The 18,152-nt window shown below is 40.1% G+C and carries 15 protein-coding genes and 2 pseudogenes; 11 read left to right on the forward strand and 6 right to left on the reverse strand.

Annotated features, from left to right (window positions below; translation table 11 throughout):
- Positions 1-193 precede the first annotated feature (193 nt).
- Both OKF39_RS16210 and OKF39_RS16215 read left to right on the forward strand, forming a co-directional pair.
- On the forward strand, positions 194-574 hold the full coding sequence (locus OKF39_RS16210; RefSeq protein WP_080347310.1) for a DUF4354 family protein: 381 nt from the start codon (positions 194-196) through the stop codon (positions 572-574).
- A 111-nt stretch (positions 575-685) separates the two neighbouring features.
- A complete protein-coding gene (locus OKF39_RS16215) occupies positions 686-2,119 on the forward strand; it encodes a glycosyltransferase family 39 protein (RefSeq protein WP_210867454.1) in 1,434 nt (477 codons plus the stop codon).
- Positions 2,120-2,810: 691 nt separating this feature from the next.
- Here the strand turns inward: OKF39_RS16215 and OKF39_RS16220 are convergent.
- Together OKF39_RS16220 and OKF39_RS16225 are read right to left on the reverse strand one after the other, a co-directional pair.
- A pseudogene (locus OKF39_RS16220) lies at positions 2,811-3,756 on the reverse strand (integrase core domain-containing protein).
- An 81-nt stretch (positions 3,757-3,837) separates the two neighbouring features.
- A pseudogene (locus OKF39_RS16225) lies at positions 3,838-4,056 on the reverse strand (hypothetical protein); the annotation flags it as partial.
- A 95-nt stretch (positions 4,057-4,151) separates the two neighbouring features.
- Between OKF39_RS16225 and OKF39_RS16230 the strand changes: the two are divergent.
- From OKF39_RS16230 to OKF39_RS16250, 5 genes are all read left to right on the forward strand, one after another.
- Positions 4,152-6,068 carry a recombinase family protein gene (locus OKF39_RS16230; RefSeq protein ID WP_090419475.1) on the forward strand — a complete coding sequence of 639 codons (1,917 nt, stop codon included), beginning with the start codon at positions 4,152-4,154 and terminating at the stop codon, positions 6,066-6,068.
- Positions 6,069-6,326: 258 nt separating this feature from the next.
- On the forward strand, positions 6,327-7,091 hold the full coding sequence (locus OKF39_RS16235) for a lysozyme inhibitor LprI family protein (RefSeq protein ID WP_175557804.1): 765 nt from the start codon (positions 6,327-6,329) through the stop codon (positions 7,089-7,091).
- Complete coding sequence (locus OKF39_RS16240) at positions 7,081-7,431, forward strand: hypothetical protein (RefSeq protein ID WP_479983146.1); 351 nt, start codon at positions 7,081-7,083, stop codon at positions 7,429-7,431. The genes OKF39_RS16235 and OKF39_RS16240 overlap by 11 nt, the downstream gene beginning before the upstream one ends.
- Before the next feature lie 168 nt (positions 7,432-7,599).
- On the forward strand, positions 7,600-7,974 hold the full coding sequence (locus tag OKF39_RS16245) for a hypothetical protein (RefSeq protein WP_048224154.1): 375 nt from the start codon (positions 7,600-7,602) through the stop codon (positions 7,972-7,974).
- Between the two features lie 351 nt (positions 7,975-8,325).
- Entirely contained in the window at positions 8,326-8,940 is a 615-nt protein-coding gene (locus OKF39_RS16250; RefSeq protein WP_003846897.1) for a recombinase family protein, read from the forward strand.
- Between the two features lie 414 nt (positions 8,941-9,354).
- On the opposite strand, the gene OKF39_RS16255 is transcribed toward OKF39_RS16250, so the two are convergent.
- Both OKF39_RS16255 and OKF39_RS16260 read right to left on the reverse strand, forming a co-directional pair.
- Positions 9,355-10,746, reverse strand: a complete 1,392-nt coding sequence (locus OKF39_RS16255) for an HNH endonuclease signature motif containing protein (protein ID WP_166720824.1) — start codon at positions 10,744-10,746, stop codon at positions 9,355-9,357.
- A 223-nt stretch (positions 10,747-10,969) separates the two neighbouring features.
- Complete coding sequence (locus tag OKF39_RS16260) at positions 10,970-12,139, reverse strand: hypothetical protein (RefSeq protein WP_166720825.1); 1,170 nt, start codon at positions 12,137-12,139, stop codon at positions 10,970-10,972.
- Between the two features lie 1,114 nt (positions 12,140-13,253).
- Between OKF39_RS16260 and OKF39_RS16265 the strand changes: the two genes are divergently transcribed.
- From OKF39_RS16265 to OKF39_RS16280, 4 genes are read left to right on the forward strand one after another with little or no spacing between them, the layout of a single operon-like run.
- Positions 13,254-13,613, forward strand: a complete 360-nt coding sequence (locus tag OKF39_RS16265; protein WP_090419463.1) for a hypothetical protein — start codon at positions 13,254-13,256, stop codon at positions 13,611-13,613.
- On the forward strand, positions 13,610-14,152 hold the full coding sequence (locus OKF39_RS16270) for an ABC-three component system protein (RefSeq protein WP_072061320.1): 543 nt from the start codon (positions 13,610-13,612) through the stop codon (positions 14,150-14,152). Before OKF39_RS16265 ends, OKF39_RS16270 begins: the two co-directional genes overlap by 4 nt.
- Entirely contained in the window at positions 14,146-14,667 is a 522-nt protein-coding gene (locus OKF39_RS16275) for an ABC-three component system middle component 5 (protein ID WP_048224162.1), read from the forward strand. Before OKF39_RS16270 ends, OKF39_RS16275 begins: the two co-directional genes overlap by 7 nt.
- On the forward strand, positions 14,660-16,552 hold the full coding sequence (locus OKF39_RS16280; RefSeq protein ID WP_166720826.1) for an ATP-binding protein: 1,893 nt from the start codon (positions 14,660-14,662) through the stop codon (positions 16,550-16,552). The genes OKF39_RS16275 and OKF39_RS16280 overlap by 8 nt, the downstream gene beginning before the upstream one ends.
- A 242-nt stretch (positions 16,553-16,794) precedes the next feature.
- Here OKF39_RS16280 and OKF39_RS16285 read toward each other — a convergent pair whose 3' ends face one another.
- On the reverse strand, positions 16,795-17,484 hold the full coding sequence (locus OKF39_RS16285; RefSeq protein ID WP_048224167.1) for a YagK/YfjJ domain-containing protein: 690 nt from the start codon (positions 17,482-17,484) through the stop codon (positions 16,795-16,797).
- Positions 17,485-17,664: 180 nt separating this feature from the next.
- Positions 17,665-17,919: a YkgJ family cysteine cluster protein gene (locus OKF39_RS16290; RefSeq protein WP_071841176.1), complete on the reverse strand. Its 255-nt coding sequence runs from the start codon at positions 17,917-17,919 to the stop codon at positions 17,665-17,667.
- Between the last annotated feature and the right edge of the window lie 233 nt (positions 17,920-18,152).

Here is an 18,152-nt window from a genome sequence, read left to right on the forward strand (position 1 = left end):
GTGTCCTTTTTCTTCATTCAATCTATCTATCACCGCTCAATTACGAAAATCTAAATATGCAAATCCTTCAGATATTTCTCGTGATTATTTTTTGCAAGAAGAATTCTATTTAACTTTAGTTTAACTATGATCTTGTACTATAAAAAATAACAAGAACAGTACATAACCCACTATCACTATATGCTTAAATAAAATGATGAAATTATATGCATTCCTATTTATAAATATGTTATCCATGGTCAGCTTGCCTATTCAAGCCAATAACTTAGACTCTGTTGCTATTCATGCAACTGAAAAGTCCCGATGGGCTATAACAGTAGGAGATAAACATTTATTTATAAAAAGTTTTGAATTGATAGTTACACAGCTCAGTAAGGACTCTATAGATTTATCTGAACACTGCTTTAAAGCTTATACAACGGATCAAAACGAATATGACCTTGATTCAGTTGACGAAGTGTTAAGCACTGGTGTTCTTATTTTTGGAAAATCAATTAGAGGAGTAGTTTCATTTTCATCGGATGAAGAACATATTCATAAAGCATCGCTTGTAAGAATTACAAAAAACTGCTGAGTGTTTACGTACTAATTCTATTAGCTTATTAAGACTATCAATAATTTTACCTTTAACTAATGATGTTATTTTATTCAATATTATCATTTTGTTTAAAAATATAGAGAAGTGATGAAACGATTATATTTATTCTCTTGGGTTAGCCTATATGCTATTTTTTGGACAATTGCTACTACTTGGCTTGATCCAACTGTTCCTTATGACGCGATTGAGGCTCTCAATTGGGCACAAAATGCTCATTGGGGTTCGCCTAAGAATCCATGGTTAGTTGGTATGATATGGAGACCGACTTTATGGCTCACTGAGTTTCCTATGAGCCTATATTGGTATAGTACGCATTTTGCTGCAATTGCTATAGGCATGCTTGGTTGTTGGTATTTAGCAAAATACCTAAGTGGTAACGAAAAATTGGCATGGCTAGCATTATTAACTTTAAACCTATCTGGTATTATAAATTTCGACATAATAAGTTACAATGATAATTATTTACTTATTATGCTGTGGCCATGGATGTTTTTATTTTTTTATTTTTCAATCACTCGGCATCCGGCGTGGTGGTTATTATTCTCGCTTGTAGCTGGATTGGGAATGATGGCTAAATATTCTACATTTGCATTTGTCTTTGCCGTTTTCATCGCCACACTTGTTGTGCCAAAAATTCGTTCTTGCTATCGTTCTACTTTTTTCTACCTCGCGATAGTTCTCTGTGTATGCATTGTGATTCCTAATATTTTATGGCTTTGGGATCATAACTTTGCTGCTGTAGATTGGGTTGACTCACAGATCATGAGACAATTCAATCCTAAAATTATTGTAAAACTAATTAGCATATTTTACCCACTTTTGTTTTTGCTATTAATTCTACATCATTATAAACTCTATTTAAAATGGCCCACAGAAATTTCTATACTCGTCATTATATACGTCGCTTTCTTACCACAATTCTTCATTTGGCTATGGTTCCTTTTTCATCACGGAGGGCGTTTAACAGAGTGGCTACAGCCTTTTTTCATTATAGCACCTCCTATTGTTGTCGCTTGCGTAAGAAATTATAATGGACAATCTTTTCGCAAAGCATTTTTAGCTTTATTTGCAACAGCTTTACTTTTTCTAATAGGATATATATCAGTATTAACACTGAACATCAGCAATTCCGGTCATAAAATGCAAGGTGTAATAACTTTTAGCCAAAAAGTTGAAGCAATTTGGCAGAAACATTATAATTCTCCTTTCAAGTATGTTGGAGGCGATTATCTTTCTGAATGGGTCACTTTTTATGCTTCTTCACGACCACAAGTCATAACTCGCTGGGATGAAAATACCCAACCTAATATTTACAACAAAGACATCGAGTTTAGTGACATTCAGAAATTTGGTGCTTTGATTATCGGTCATGCAGAAGGACAATGTGAAAACTCAAGCTTTACTAAAGCAATAACTCAATGGCCACAACTAAAGATCGATCATATTATAGATTTAGACTTTCAGAAAGATAAGCAAAGCAGTATTTACACGGTTTGTGTTGGACTAGTAAATCCTGTATAGTTTTTATAAAATACCAGCAGATAAACTGCTGGTATTTATTATCTTTATTGATATAACTATAAACTTACTTCAGATAAGAATAATTAACCCTTGATTCGAGTACAATTTTTGTAACAGAATGCAATTTCTCTCTATATAGTTTATATCACCGACATGAATAATCTATGCTTAATATCATGGATATAAGCCATCATGTTAGTTTATACTTAAAAATTTTCCACCTGATATATCATCGACATTCGCGAGATACACTATCAATTCCTCTTGGACAAACATTAGACTCATCAAGAAGCTCAACAATAAGTGATTGAACCCCCTCTGTAGAACAACCAACTGATAGTGTACTTAATATAATTAAGCATACTCGAATGATCATAAAACCTTTACTTGTTAGCAACATGTTTGTTATAAATCATTATCCAAATATACTTTCTATTAATGATATGTCCTTTAAGCGACCTAACATTTCATTAATATGTTAGTACATTTTACACGCGAAGAAATGCAAAGACAATTGCTTAACATCAACAATTAGTATACATTTCTTAATAGGATAATGTATTTACATTTCTATACCTTTTAACATGATTGTCAGTAACGTTGCGGAATTTTCTATTAAAATTTGTTAATAGATCCTTTTTGTCCCATGCATTTTTGAGATCCCGACCAGATAATTTTTTTTGCAGTATTCCTACGTTATCATATCATTCAACAATTAATGCGGGCGTTCACGGCTATATTCTGACAACAATTTTTTCCGTCATTTCTCGTGCTTCATTCAGTGCTCTGTACAGATAATAATCGGGTTCTCCTGTATGGTATCTCCGGCTAAAATGCTCATAAAAGCAATCTACATCGATTTACCCGCCTGGTTAAAACTCCAGTTTCAGTATGTTTCATACACATTCGTCACTACCAGCAAAATACACTCCGGACCATTATCCATGCGCAACATAGACGGATAGCCGGACTTTACCGTAATCCTATCGGATCCCTAGACCACTCATGGAGCGGGTAAATAAGGCCAATTCAAATCGGCAACTCCTCCCGGTTACAATCTTGAACTACTTTAAACGTGCGACAACGGACTAAGGAATCATGCATAAAATCGATCGACCATCTTTGGTTTAGTGTTTCCGCAAGGACCAGTGGTGAGGGATTACACACCGATAACAGTGTTTTCCCTGTCGGTGATAATTCAGCTTCATCAGAGTATAAATAGGGCGGATTTTATTGAGATGCCACGGGTATCCCTGTCGTCGCAGAATCAAGTACAGCTAGCAAAAATCGTATTGTGGATATCATTCTACTACCGCCTGCAATGCAGCAATAACGGGTTCGTCACGTAAGATATCCGGACGGTAATCGTAAATCCCCTCAGCTTATTTTCATACAACTACTGGGCTGACGGATACTGAGTCCGGATGTCTTGGCTAGATGAATGACCAGCTCAGGCTTAAAGACTGGTAATCATCTGTTTAAGATGTCAGTTCTCGTCCTTAAGATCCCGTATCTTTAGTATCAGAAACGTCTATATCGCAATAATGAGGCTTCCTGTTGTAGCAGGTGTCTTCTGAAAGGTCTGCCTTCAGCCCTACACCTTTGGCATTTAGTCCAGCTTAAACCGACTTAATCATGGCGATGATCTGCTATTCAGTAAAACGGACTATACGCATGGCGATCTCCTTTGTTAGCTGATTGATTATGCCGGAGGCTCTCTAAATGTGAATGAAACTATTATGTGAGATGCTTACAGTTACAGGGCAAGTATCATTCTCAAGTTTGATTAGGTAGGTCATTGCATCTGTTCGATTCGTTGAACACATTCCCAGAGACGGTTGTAGACTACTGCAAACTTTGGGACGAAGGTTGGATCCAAAAATCTTACATAAATTATCTTTAGATAACTGAAAACACCTTACATTTGCAGGCTTGCCTAACATATAATTATTCACTGTTTAAAATTCACATTCCTGCTGTTAGCATCAGGTCTATCTGATCAATCAATACCATCCGAAGGGAATCACACTCAATGAAACCCAAGCTGTATTCGTACGTGCGTTTTTCATCTGTGAAACAACGGGAAGGTAACTCCCTGGAGCGTCAGCAAGATACCGCTCTAAAAATTGCGGCCCGTTATAATCTCGAACTTGATACAACGGCTTTCCACGATCTCGGCATGTCTGCGTTCAAAGGAAAAAATGCTCATGAAGGGAAGCTATCGGAGTTCATCAAGCAGATTGGGGCTAAGGTTCCCGTTGGCTCGTGGCTAGTCGTCGAAAATCTTGACCGCATTAGTCGTGATGATGCCTGGAGCGCTTTGGATATATTCAAGAACATACTTAGCAGGGGGATAGTCGTTGTTACTGGCATGGATGAAAAGGTCTATAAGTACGCGGACGTAAAGAATAATCCAACCGATTTAATCATTTCATTGTTGATGTTCACACGCGCCCACGACGAGTCGTTGACAAAAAAGAATCGAGTTGAAGCCCAGGCCCGTTCGTTGATACGACACAACCTGACAAGAGAATCGGGAACACCAGCAAAAGCAATAGAATCCGTCGGTCAGAATGTTTGGTGGGTAGATACAAAATCAGGATACGTTACTCCACATCCTCTATATTTTACCGCAGCTCAGAAGATTATCGAACTTAAACAAAACGGTGAAACTCTTCTTGGAATCCAACGATATCTTAACGAACATTACCCTGCCCCTAAAAAGAGGGTTTATAAAGACCAGACAGGTCAAGCGCTGACACCCAAAACTGAACAATGGGGTAAACATTTGATCAGGACATTTTTGAACCCCACTGTTCACGGACAAAAAACCTTTAAGCTGGATAAACGCGATGAATCAGGTGTCATCATATACGATTCCGAATCAGATGAACCGTTAAAAGAAACATTCATTATCCCTGATTACTACCCTGCTCTTATGTCGGAGGTGGACTACTTGACACTTTCGAAATTAGATCGACACCGCGCCATCACTCGTAATTCATCAAAATATCCAGCAGGTAACCCTGAACCAGAAATCCCGCTACTCTCAGGTATCGGTATTCTTTTTTGCGGAAAATGTGGTTCTTTCATGTTCAAATCTGGTTCAAGTGAAAACAAGTACCGTTATATATGTGGTTCAAAAATCGTTCAGGGTAAACCTTGCGGTAAAAAAGGTTTTACGTCATACCAGCTTGAGCACACTGTTTTGCAACTAATCGCTGATCACGTCTGGAACAACCACCAAGAAGATAAAACGGCTTGGTACGAATCTGAGATTGAAAAGGCATCTGAAGCTGTTAAAAAGCTGCTAAAGCTGGCAACTTTGACAGATGACCTCGAAGAATTGGCAGATCAGATTAATGCCAATAAACAGAAAAAAATAACGCTTGAGCGAGAATATCAACAGTACAAAATCAGCCGCTCAGAAATTCAAACAACTGGCTGGGATCAATTCCGAAATTTCGATGTTCATGACACTAAAAACCCTGATCGTAAGCGAATTAGGTTGAAGATAAAGCAAGCTATCAAACGTATTGATTGCTATGACATTGATGGGCGGTATGGTCATTTTGAAGTAACCTTCGCCGACGAGACAAAACAGAGAATCGTGATTAAGTTCAATCGAAACCGATCACCTGGTGTTTCGTATGTAGAAGCACAGACAGTTAATGATCATGACTTACTAAAAATGCAAGGGCTTGTGTTGCACTCCTTCATTGATGAACTGATTTCACCTGAAAAATTTGCACAGCATATTAAGGACAAGCATGAAGTCAGCATTCTAAACCCGACGTTTATAACCAAGCTGGAGGATGGTGTAAACCAAAGCGAAGGTAATGGATTGGCTATCAAGGTAGCTAGCACTACAAATAAATCGTATGCAACTGTCAACGGTAATAAATACGAGATTAACTCGCTGGAAGACTTAGAAAAACTTTTACAGTAAATCACTCTCCCCTTGCATACCTATCAAGGGGAAGCCTACCAACGCCCCCAATAGCCATGTCTCCGTTTCCGTTACATCAAAGCAATCTCGGAATTATACACACCCCAATCGATCGCTTTTATAGATCAATTTTACGTTATTGATAGATTTTATAGATCAATGTAAGATCATGATTCTTCGAGTAGTGTTTCTCACAAGCAAGACTCACGGGATGGTGATCTGCCCCCGATGGAGTGCAATAGAAAGAAGGTATCCAGAATGACTATCCTTATAAAAACTTTAAAAATCATGGCATCAGGCGTTGTTCTCATTTCAGCTATAACCGCCGCCTCCAGTACCGTCTATTTCTTGCCAGAAGCGAAATCAGCAGGTGTCGCCAGCAACGACAAAAACGCCCTGATGTTTCTCGGAATGGACAGGGATGTAAATCTGAAGGGAATATGCTTCGCGATAACAAAGCAATCATCCTCGATCGTGCCGCTGGTAGATATCACTGCTACAACTGATAACGGCAGATTCACGATGCACGGACTACGCCCAAAGAATAACGACGATACGAAGGAATTAGTCTGTTCACTTGGTTCAGAAGCTGGGGATTTCTTGACTGGCATTGCGAAGTCTACCATCGTCAACGTGAAACTAGATTTCAATGGCGAGATCCGCAATTACAGTTTCAACACTACAGAATTCAGAAAGATACTGACTGCCAATGGTCAAGGTGTGTGGGACAAAGCAGCTAAAGACTACGCTCAGGGAGTTCGCGCACCCATTTTCTATAATAACAACCGCGAAGCCACCAAAAACAATGCAGTAACCTCAAATGTCGATACACACAGTTATAAAGCAAGCGATGAGAAACTAAATTCGGTCTGGAAAAACCTTAGCCCTGAAACACGAAAACGCTTACTCCCTTCTCAAAGAGAATGGATAAAGAAAAAATCCGACTGCAATAACGAACAGAAATGCCTTGTTGACATGACAAACAATCGCATTCATGAACTGGAGTCTGAAAATGAGAAATAATGCACAGACTCTAGTTTTAAAAAATGATTGGGTACCTTCGTCTTCTGGTAATGCGTATATCGGAAAATACACGATCGGGCGATTTCACATGACAGAGTCGTTCATCATTGAGTATATGAAACTGATACATGGAATTGAAATACCTGATTCATGGGTCAGTGGCTGTTTCACTAACATATCAGATATTGATACTCGCAAGGTTATGTATATGGAAGGCTGCGATATTTTAACGATAGATACAATGAATAAAATCCGTAACGCAGTCAAGTCCCCGCCTGAAGATTTGAAAATATACTGCAATGGCACTCATGTAACAAAAATAGAACTCATGGAAGAATGAAACAAAATCACCTTACGAAGGTTGTATTAAAATTTCAGTCATCATTTTTGATATACCTTCTTGCATCCATCTCAAGTAGGCAGTTCAGAATCATTCAAAAAATTCAAAGCAATATAGATATTTTAACTTCCTAATAGTAGGAATGATAATTCAAAGAAGGATAATATAATGAAGAAGCTATTAGTAACTACCATTCTTTCAGTAGCATCATTATCAGCTAGTTCCTGGGCGATGTCACCAGGTCTCATGCTAACTGCAAAAGACCTGTCCAAAGTACCGGATGACTCTCTTTGCCAAAACGGTGGACCAAGCAGAGACCTTCTTCTAACTGTTGCATCAGCAGACGCCCGTCAGCATGATGGTACATATGACCAGTTATTCAAATTAGAACAAAATATTCTTGAAAAAATGGAGCATGTTATTGAGCGACGCTGCAAGAAATATACGAACGGTCGTTGGGAACGTGGCTACAAGCCTTACAATCAATACAAATTGAGGGAAGAAATAAACAAACCAAGCAAGAAACTCCCAATTGGCTATTAATTCCCTCTTGGCCTAATTGCACGCCAGAAGAGTAATATTGCGGATGCTCTTGATCCGCCATTCCCGGACAATTTTTGTATTTTAAGTTAACAACGCCCGCTGCCGCCGGAGTTCCCTCGGAGAGTGATATCTCAGCGCGTTGTGCGGGTGGTTTACTGCGTTAAGGCTAATCGGGTATCCCCTTCCTTTCAAAATTGTCGATGTTTTTCTCCATCTTGTAGGTCTCTTTAGGGTATACCTGATAAAGACCATGATACAAAGTCTCAATAGGGTTGAATTTGACTCTATTGACAACAAAAACACGCACTGTATCATATAGGTATCCATTTAACACTCAAAAGAGAATGCATGATGAATGTCCGTATTTACTGCCGTGCATCTACCGAAGGCCAGCATGCTGATCGTGCATTAGTTAGCCTGCGCGAATTTGCGCAAAGCAAAAACTGGCAAGTAGCCGGAGAATACATTGAAAATGCCAGTGGTGCGAAGCTGGAGCGTGTGGAACTGATGCATCTCCTTGAGGAAGCACAACCCGGCGATCTGCTTCTCATCGAATCGATTGACCGTCTCAGTCGTCTTCAACATGAAGAATGGGCTGAACTCAAAGCTACGCTGAACAGTAAAGGACTGGTTATTGTTTCGATGGATTTGCCAACAAGCTGGCAGATGGTTGAAATGTCCGGCAACGACCTTACCAGCGGCATTCTTCGGGCAGTCAATGCTATGCTGATCGATATCCTTGCGACAATGGCACGACAAGATTATGAAACCCGCCGTAAACGTCAGGCACAGGGGATCGAGAGAGCAAAACAGGCAGGTTTGTATACGGGAAAAGAGAAAGATATGGAAGCCCGTGAAGTGGTACGTGAAATGTTGGCACAGAACGTTAAACCAGCTCACATAATGAAAGCTGCTGATATCAGTCGTGCAACGTTCTACCGGATCAAAAAGGAATTGGTAATCTAGTTCAAAATAAGTGTATTAGCTCGAAGTGACAGTTACAGTAGACAAAGTACAATCAAATCTGACTGTCCGCTCTGAGCAAATAGCAGACTGTTACCATGTGCAATTGAATATTTTGCCACTAACATTACATCCCTATTGCGAACCCTGGATCTGATATCTTTAAAACAACAATATACTCCACTTTATAAATCGTAACTCAAGAGATTACTTTGCAGCCAGAACACTCAAGACTTTATCATCGTCCTGTAAGCGCATTAGATACCTCGCCCATTAACCATTAGAGTTTGTGCGTAACGCCCGCTTCTGGCCATATAGGAAGTACTAGGAAAGGGTGATTAGTGGCGGAAATTACACTGGTATCAACAGCGGCAGTTTTTTTATGCCCTGCTTCAAGGTAGCGCTGCATGGCGTATCTCAATTTGCGTCTCTCAGGTATTCACCCCAGCGAGCAGCCAGTTTGTCTTTGTTCAGGCGGTAATGCATTGGGGTGATCACACGGCCTTCATATTCCTCAAACTCAATGCCTGGTTTGAAATGAACAGTCATTGTCTCAGGATTAATTCCCATCTTGTTCGCGTCAAACAGGCGGTGCAGAGTAGGTGACAGCAGAATGCCGTTGCTCGCGCTGTAATCCCCTTTGGCCGCGCTTTCAATGTGAGCGGCATCCAGTACACCGCCCAGATGTTTACCGGAAACGGCACAACGGTAACCGAAGTTGTAGCAAAGCTCTGCTTTAAACTCAGTCTGGATTGCCGCATCGCGCTGACGCACCAGACGTTCGGAGGAGCCGCCTTTCAGCTCGCGGCCATCGCGCAGCGGGTTGACCGTAGTGATATCCTGCTCTCCCAGCTCGTCCATACCTTTCGGCGTTTCGATGCTGATATCCAGCGTCTGGCGGAGGTTTGGTAAGCGCGCTTCTTTAAATGGATCGTGAGATACCGGTAATGGTGCGGTCAACTCTACGGCGGCCGTTTCGTTAATAATCTTCGGCACGACAACAACTGAATCATTTGCTCCAGGTGCAGTAATTGCAGCAGCCAAGTACTGTGCGAGCAGTTGTTCTGCTGTGTAACCACTTTCATGGTGTTTATGTACGAACATCGCAAACTCGTGACGGCTTGCAACGGGAACCATCTTCATGGCCTTCTCAATACCCGTCAGTTTGCGCCTCATGGTGGCCTCTCTAGGCTTAGGCAGCGGAAGATCGTATCTTTTAATGGCAGCCGCTGGCGTGTCAGCCCCCTCTAACCGCTTCTCGTTTCCGCTAAAGCTGATAACTTCAGGCTTAGCTACTGGGTTCTGATGTAATACCGCTCCAAAGGTCAATTTCTTTTGAGGTGCGGATGACCGTGACACGTCGCGTGCAATCGTCCACGCATCCACTTTGCTGCTAGCGGGCTTTTTTTTCAGCAGATGAAGAGTTTTGGCTCTGAGTTTGCCCGGTTTCTGGCGGTTATCCACGGTAGCCGGTGTGGCTAGCGGCGGGACGCGCGATGCTACAATCTTTTCCGCACTGGCTCTGCTTTGCTGTTGATGTTCTTTGGCTCGAAGGCGTTTAACCTCTATAGTACGGCACTGGCCGACCAACGTATCTCGTTCCATATCGTACGTGATTTCAGCGACGTTTTTTCCGCGTGCCAGCTGGATGGTGATATTCTTCCAAATAGAAACGCCCAAGTACTGACTTTTCCCGATCTTGAGGTTGGCCATAACCTCATCGGCTTGCTTATGACGCTGTTCTTCCTGCTTGCGTGCTGCAATCTTCTCAGGTGTTATGTAGTTTTTCGCCTTGCGTTTCTTCGCCATTGTTGCCTCTTGCCCGATAGCCACCGGGGTGATTAGTTAAGGTATGTACTTTCACCTGAACTTATAGAAAACACAGGCCTCATTTTGCAGTTGATATGTTCCCCGTTACTCAACACAAACTGATATCAACAACATCTGCTCCTGGCACGGAGCGGACTGTCAGATTAAGTCCAGCCCTGGGCCACACCTATGTCAGGTCAAATCTGAGCTAATACAAATAAAGTTATCGTTTGACGGTCGCTGAAAGGATCTCATCCTGTGCCAGTAAAGTAATCACATCTCCGGCGATATCCGGCCTTATGCCAGGCGTTTTGGAAGTCGCATACACCGCAACCGATAATGGACTCCAATTGTGCTTCTCAGCAATACGTTTTACCTCCTCGATAACCTTAAAAGTATCGTTTACCAAAGCCAGTCCTAAACGAGCTGTATCCAGATAAACGCGCTGAACTGCGGAGATATACGCGAGCTTTTTAAGTTCTGCGGTAATAATACGCTGCGCTTCCACACCGATAGAGGAGCCCCCCTCAATGACCCCTGTCAATCCCACAAGCTTACCACCATCACTACGAGTAATGTCATCTTTGTCTATGTTGAGCGGAACTAAGGCATTCAACTCCACATCCTGCTGAAGTAACTCCAGCAGTTCGGGCAAAAGCCCAGTTTTGATGACACCTTTTAACGCGGCTGCTCTTTTAGCCAGGCTAACAGGGGACTGCCCCAACCGAGCCGACATTGAAATAAGGCAACTAGCGATTATGAAAATATCGTTTTCCCCGATTAGTGGGGCACACTCAGCACGAAAGGATTGTTCTTCACGAAGGAGAGGATTTGCTTTTTCAGGCCTCCTAATTTTTGATTTTGGCTGCTTCTTGCTATAGCCACGCAAAGCATCCTGTGCGCTTCGGGTTAGAATGCTGATACTTTTAATGAGCCCCTCATTATCCTTGAGGTTGGCAATCATTTGCTGCATATTCTCGAGCCTGCCAAGCATCTCGGGAACAGCTTTGCCCGCAGCGATCTTCTCGCTGATATCATTAAGACTTCTTAGAACACCAGTAACAAGCTGCGAGGATGCAGGAACCGAGGCATTCAGTTGATGGCTTTTTTTGATTTCTTTTTCCATCAACTGGATTACCTGCTTCCAGTCGGTTTGTACACCAGCTTTAAGGGTCCCAAGATTAAGAATAGCAGTTCGAAGACTTTCGCATTTATCTAACGGAATAGGTTCACCATTCTGTTTACCTGTTTTCAGCCAGTTAACTAAGGATACGAAGTCAGCTTTAGCCGTCGCAACAAGTCCATTGATAACACGCTGCCTCGCTTCAAGCGTAAAGTGATTCGTTTTCGGCACTGGCAGACGATCATTTTTGTGCGCTATTGGTCTCTTCATAACGGATATCTCAGCTTGGCTCCATCAACGATAAATCCCATCTGGGTTCCTCACAGCCCCCTATCTTCTTACATATCATGTTTTAAGATAGTGATACCCGCTGCACCTTCAAAATATTGTTATATTTTGATCGCACAGATGGTTGTTCAACTTCCGCTTCTGTCACAGGGCGGAAGTGTCAAAATGGGAGAGGATCTGTGCCAAAGCTGTGTCAGGCCAAATCAAATATTTTATCTTCGATTCTGACCGGACAATGAACATTGAACAAAACGTTCTAAGGGTTGCGAAAATCGTTTCAAACGCTGAAGTTATATCCTGAATGGCGAGCGAAGCGAGTTCCGTCAAGCGAAGCGAAGACGGATAGTTAATGCTGGTTAAAAAACATACGGAAATGTACTGTTTTCTCTATATATAAAATATAAATATTATAAACAGTACATCGTACACAGACACTCACTTCGTTCGTGTCCCTCGCTTCGCGAGGAATTTTGAAGTGATGTATGAATCTATCAGCATAGCAACTATAGTTGAACTATCATGCATCTGACCGAAGCATAAAGTTAACCAGTTACAAATCATGCCTTAAAACGCTCTGAGCGAGGCTGTAAGCGATTTTTATGATATGGCTGATACGATTTGATACCTTGCAAAGAAAAACGCTCTACGGGCTTCCTGTGCGATATTTACGAATCCAGTGCTTTACGACTCAACTTTGATGTTGAGTATAAGCGCGTTCCCTTCCCTGTTTGCAACTTCCTGCGTTCTTTTGCTAGGTAAGAAAGCCAGAATATCGGACCTGCGAGTGTTGTAGGATTAGCACGATGTACGACGTAATGATCGGGATAGTACTGCGTAGCTTTGGGCACGTTTACCATCATTGCTCTGTCTGTCCATTACTATAGTAAGCATTGACAATGCTGCTTGGGCGATGAGCAAAGTCTAAGACTATCAGATCGATTCCTATTTAGTATTCTATCTATCTTTCATTCGATAACCCATTGAAAAACATAAAATAACCTATAGCATATCTTGATTGATTTTTTATGGATTTTAGACTTAGTTAATGGTAAATTGTCAATACTTTCAATGTGCTAACTATAGTATAGGGAAATTTATGAGCGATTTTTGGAGTAAATCAATAAAAAAAGTTGGTCTTCCCGGGCTCGTACTTTACGTTTTTTATTTTGTTATTGATAAAATCTTCGACGAAAAAATAACAGATTTTTTAGGAATTAATAGGTTCTTCATTTTAATCCTAATCATTCTTGTTCTCTTGGCTATATTCTTCATTTATTCTACATTAAAAACAGCAAAAACCTATCCTACAGTTGAAAATGATGACACCCGTCCTCTAGATGCTACTAATAATGAGACCAAGGCAGAGCTGCCGTCATCAACACCTCCCCATGTGAAAATTCAGACCGTTGAATATAAAGATAATGCAAGACATGAGGGAGATAACAATTTCTCATGACTATATCTCAAGTTAAATATCAAGACGGCGCATCGCATGACGGCGACAACAATTTTTATACACTGTCGAGTTTAGAATCGACCATTGATCAGGTTAAAAAGTCTTGTTTAGGCCATGACGAATTAATATCCATAATGGAAGATTTAGCAGAGTATCTAGATGATTATCCAGGAAGAGAGATCATTGGACTGGAAGGTAAACTTTTACGCGGTGACAGATCTGACTTAGTGGAAAGAGCAACAAGGCTAAAAAATAAATTTGCTCGGAGAGTTGCTAAAGATCAAATGTCTCTGGTTGAACAAACAGTATACATTCAGATTCTTTCCGCCATTTGTTCGAGCTGGCATCAGTGTATTTATCCAGCAATAATGAGTGGTCAAAGTAAAGTAGAAATCGATAGACTAGTTAATATTGAAATAATTCAACCAGTGCATAAAGCTATTGTTCGTTACGATAGCTTGATTACTACTGAGTTGGTATCAGGAATGCTTTATTTTTTGACTGGCTTATGTCATGTATCGTGGGGGATTAAATGTTAATATATCACCCAATATTCGATACCAGCCATTGCGTCTATAGATCGTTGCTTTTATTAGAAGAGCAAAATGACTGTGAAATTGATATTGAACTATTCAGGCTAATGGACTTTTATGTACTTTTCCCTAGTCTTTTAAAACTCATAAAACCATTTCCGAATGAATTAAGACGTTATAAAAAAGCAATACAAAAGATAAGTGAACCTTACGAGAACATTCAGAATCCTAATCGGATTTTCATTGAACTAAGACGAATTCAATCTATCGCGTTCCATCATCTTTTGTCCAAGAATTTAATTGATATGGAAAGTTATACAAATGGAAAGATAAAAAGGACTAAAACTGTTTTACCTGAAGATTTAAAACATTCTTTGAGCGAAGTTTCTTACAGGAAGAGTGAATGGTTTGCCCTAATATCCAAAGGGTTCCAGCAAATTGAATTTTACGGCTCCAACGGACTAAAAAAAAGAACAGGTCTTATGGAATATAGATATGACGAGGTAGATACAAATGATTAAGCCTCATTTGATTGTTGAAAGATTCGCTGTATCCAGGAACGGCATTTTTGTGTATGACCAAGAATTCCACAAAGGCGTTAATATAATAAGAGGTTGGAATGGGACGGGCAAATCAACGATTGTAGATTTATTGTCTTATGCTTTAGGTTCAGTTATAACTGACTGGACTCAACATCAATCATATTGTGATAAAGTATTTGCTCAAGTTTCACTCAACGGAATTAGGATCACATTAAAAAGAGATATTGTTGAAAACGGACTGTCAAAGATGTACTTGCATGAAGGTACTATTGACTCATCCATCAAACTCAATTCTCACTGGACAGGTTATCCTTATCGCAGAAGTGATACATTACATAGCTTTTCTCAGCAGCTTTTTGAGCTTTTGAGTCTTCCAAGACATAAAACTGATGATGACCGAAATTTAACTCTCCATCAGATAATGCGATTGATGTACGTTGACCAATTATCAGCAACAACCAAGCTTTTAAAAGAAGAGAAGAACTTTGATAATCCTAACTTAAGAAGAGCTATTGGTGAATACCTTCTTGGCATTGATGACTTAGAAGCTCACAACTTAAGACAAGAACAGTTATCAGAAACAAAACGTTTCGAAAAATTCAATTCAGAAGCAAATTCAATATTTAAGATAATTGGCGGAGATGATGTAAAAGTAAGTGAACATTCATTAAATCAGCGCATTGAAAAATACTCACTTGAACTTGATAAACTTAATGAAGAGATGCAAACGTTGCTTTCTGGTGGAAACACGGATGATAGCAGCGAAGACAAATCCGTTTTAGCAAAATTACAAAATGAAAATCTTGAGTTGATATCTTTCCGATTCAAAATACAGGAAGAAATTATTTCTTTATCAAAAGAAATGAGCGACACGAAACTTTTCTTAATTTCACTAGAATCAAGGAAAGATGCACTATTACATTCTAAGTCCGTTAATAATTCACTTGGTAGTATTGAATTCAAATATTGCCCCTCATGTTTAAATCATATTGAGATAAGCACCGATTTAGAAAGCTGTGGATTATGCAAAAGTAAAAATAGCAAAAACTCGTCTGATGATGCTTATGTCAAACAACTCAACAACCTGAACTTTCAAATAAAAGAAAGCAGTCAAGTTATTGCAAGTCTTGAAAGTGAGATCAGAGACCTTAATGTTAATCTAGAAAAGACAAGCTTAAAAATAAATGAGCTATCTCGTAGCCTTAAGACTTTCTCATTGATTCCATCCGAAAAAGAAAGCTTGATTATTGAAATTGGAAAAAGCATCGGATTTATTGAGGGAGCCATTCTTTCTCTTGAAGAAAACAGAGGTGGCATTTCTAAAATAAATGCTCTCTTACTGGAGAAGCAACAAGCCCAAAAAAGAATTTTGGAAATTAAAGATAAACTTGCTTCATTAGACAAACTTCAAGCAGAAAGACAAGTGGCTGTATACTCCGATATAGAGCAAATAACCAAAAGACTGTTAATATCAGATGGTGGCAACGAGCCTGCATTCGATAACCCTGGCGATGTTATTATTGACTTTGCTCGAGACAGAATGTATTTGGACGGCATGAGTAAATTTTCCGCTAGTTCAATGGTTATTTTCAAAAACAGTATTCGGCTTGCTATCTTCCTCCACTGCGTTGACGATCCAGAGTCACGCCTACCTAATTTCATTATTATGGATAATATTGAAGATAAAGGAATGGTTGATGCACGAAGCCATAATTTCCAACACGTTATAATTAATGAATGCCAAAATTTACATGATGAGTATCAGTTAATATTTACAACATCCATGATATCTCCAGAGTTAAACGACACTTCATATTGTGTTGGCCCTTATTATCCTAAAGGCACTCACACACTTAATCTATAAATACATGTAAACCCGGAAATATTTCTCTCATAAAGCAATTTTCCGGGTTTCATCTATCTTTGTAGCAGATTCTAGAGCGCGTAATTAGTTTGTTACCGAATCTATACCAAGAGTGCTCCATACCCCCTCAAAAAAGCCTTGAATACCACTACGGAGAACTTTTAGGTGAAAACCAATAAAATGTATTCACATCCCATAAAAACGGCTCTTAAAGCGATACAGGAAAGATTTGACTGTCTTTGTTAATTTCCCGCTTTCATTCTGAGCTTGGATGTTGAAAAGATCCTGTGCCCTTCTCCAGATGAAAATTTACCGCTGTTTTTCGCAAGGTACGAAATACGCTCAACAAAATCAGCAAGGGAATCATGATGACCCCTTACGATAGAGTATCGGCCATTCTCAGCTAAATGCACACGGCTGGTATCGTCTGTCAATTCATTCCAAAGCTCACTTATCAACCCAATCATGCCTGTGTTACCAAAGCCAGCGGTTTGAACTTGGAAATGAGGTAATGCTATCCAGCAGTGGTAATGAACCTGCATAGCCCTTTCCTTTTCTCGAACCCAACCGTAAGCAAATTTTTTTATTGGTTGTCCATTCCACGCCTTCTTTTTAAAGCGCCCTCTCAATCGTTCAAAAAGATCACTCACTAATCCATTACTTTCCGAAACAGGCATTCCCTCCGGTACTGACAAATCGAACCGGAAAGCAAAAACCTTGCTGTAGTGCGATTGCATTGCATGGATCTGCTTAATGAACGCATCAATGATTTCTTTTCTGATCGGATGATAACCCTTCTTCATCGAATCATAGTTCAAACGGTATACAAGCCCATCAAGTACATATTCAGAGCTATGGATAAGTGAGTAACGACCATCATCACGATGATTGGTTATTTTTTGAACAGCAGGGAAAGGCAGATCTATGGACATACAACTAACACCACATAGCAGATATTAATAATAACCAGTATGAGGGAGAGACTCTTGGGGAGGACCAAGCCCAACAGCTACTGGCATAAATGCGGTGTTAGTAGATAAATAGAAACTCTGAAAAGTTTCCACAGTAAATTTCTTTCACTATACACCACAAAATTATTTATGGCAACGATTTTATGGTGAGGTTAGTTTTTCAAGATGGATCAAGTAAGCCATAGCCTCTTCGCGATTTTTATGGCACATATCGAGTGAAGGGCGCAGACTGCTACACACCGTGGGGCGGTGGATTGACCCAAAGATGTTGCATAGATTATCTTCCGATAACTGTACACATCTTACATTTGCTGGCTTTCCCTGTGGCATCCCTGGGATTGGAGATGAGATGGAAGGAGCAATACAACAAGCCCCACAATCGCTACGACAGTCCATTTAGCCTTCTGTTCAAAATTTAGCTCAATCGTCAACAATAACAGAAAGACACTTCCACAGACAGGTCACTGTTTAGAGGCAACTAAATCAAAATGGGAAATGCTTACTAACCAATTGAAAAATATAAAAATACGCAGTGCTGTCTTTAAGACATCTAGCCTCATCATTTTCTGATGTAGAATTTGTTAGGATTTTCGTTGACTCACATTCTCATGCTACCTATTACATGGAGT

The organism is Enterobacter cloacae complex sp. HYC042_NIDB, from assembly GCF_056673315.1.

Excerpts from the sequence above, each read along its gene's own strand:
- OKF39_RS16210 (WP_080347310.1), top strand. The coding sequence starts at position 194 with ATGATGAAATTATATGCATTCCTATTTATAAATATGTTATCCATGGTC.
- OKF39_RS16215 (WP_210867454.1), top strand. The coding sequence starts at position 686 with ATGAAACGATTATATTTATTCTCTTGGGTTAGCCTATATGCTATTTTT.
- OKF39_RS16230 (WP_090419475.1), top strand. The coding sequence starts at position 4,152 with ATGAAACCCAAGCTGTATTCGTACGTGCGTTTTTCATCTGTGAAACAA.
- OKF39_RS16235 (WP_175557804.1), top strand. The coding sequence starts at position 6,327 with ATGACTATCCTTATAAAAACTTTAAAAATCATGGCATCAGGCGTTGTT.
- OKF39_RS16240 (WP_479983146.1), top strand. The coding sequence starts at position 7,081 with ATGAGAAATAATGCACAGACTCTAGTTTTAAAAAATGATTGGGTACCT.
- OKF39_RS16245 (WP_048224154.1), top strand. The coding sequence starts at position 7,600 with ATGAAGAAGCTATTAGTAACTACCATTCTTTCAGTAGCATCATTATCA.
- OKF39_RS16250 (WP_003846897.1), top strand. The coding sequence starts at position 8,326 with ATGAATGTCCGTATTTACTGCCGTGCATCTACCGAAGGCCAGCATGCT.
- OKF39_RS16255 (WP_166720824.1), bottom strand. The coding sequence starts at position 10,746 with ATGGCGAAGAAACGCAAGGCGAAAAACTACATAACACCTGAGAAGATT.
- OKF39_RS16260 (WP_166720825.1), bottom strand. The coding sequence starts at position 12,139 with ATGAAGAGACCAATAGCGCACAAAAATGATCGTCTGCCAGTGCCGAAA.
- OKF39_RS16265 (WP_090419463.1), top strand. The coding sequence starts at position 13,254 with ATGAGCGATTTTTGGAGTAAATCAATAAAAAAAGTTGGTCTTCCCGGG.
- OKF39_RS16270 (WP_072061320.1), top strand. The coding sequence starts at position 13,610 with ATGACTATATCTCAAGTTAAATATCAAGACGGCGCATCGCATGACGGC.
- OKF39_RS16275 (WP_048224162.1), top strand. The coding sequence starts at position 14,146 with ATGTTAATATATCACCCAATATTCGATACCAGCCATTGCGTCTATAGA.
- OKF39_RS16280 (WP_166720826.1), top strand. The coding sequence starts at position 14,660 with ATGATTAAGCCTCATTTGATTGTTGAAAGATTCGCTGTATCCAGGAAC.
- OKF39_RS16285 (WP_048224167.1), bottom strand. The coding sequence starts at position 17,484 with ATGTCCATAGATCTGCCTTTCCCTGCTGTTCAAAAAATAACCAATCAT.
- OKF39_RS16290 (WP_071841176.1), bottom strand. The coding sequence starts at position 17,919 with ATGGACTGTCGTAGCGATTGTGGGGCTTGTTGTATTGCTCCTTCCATC.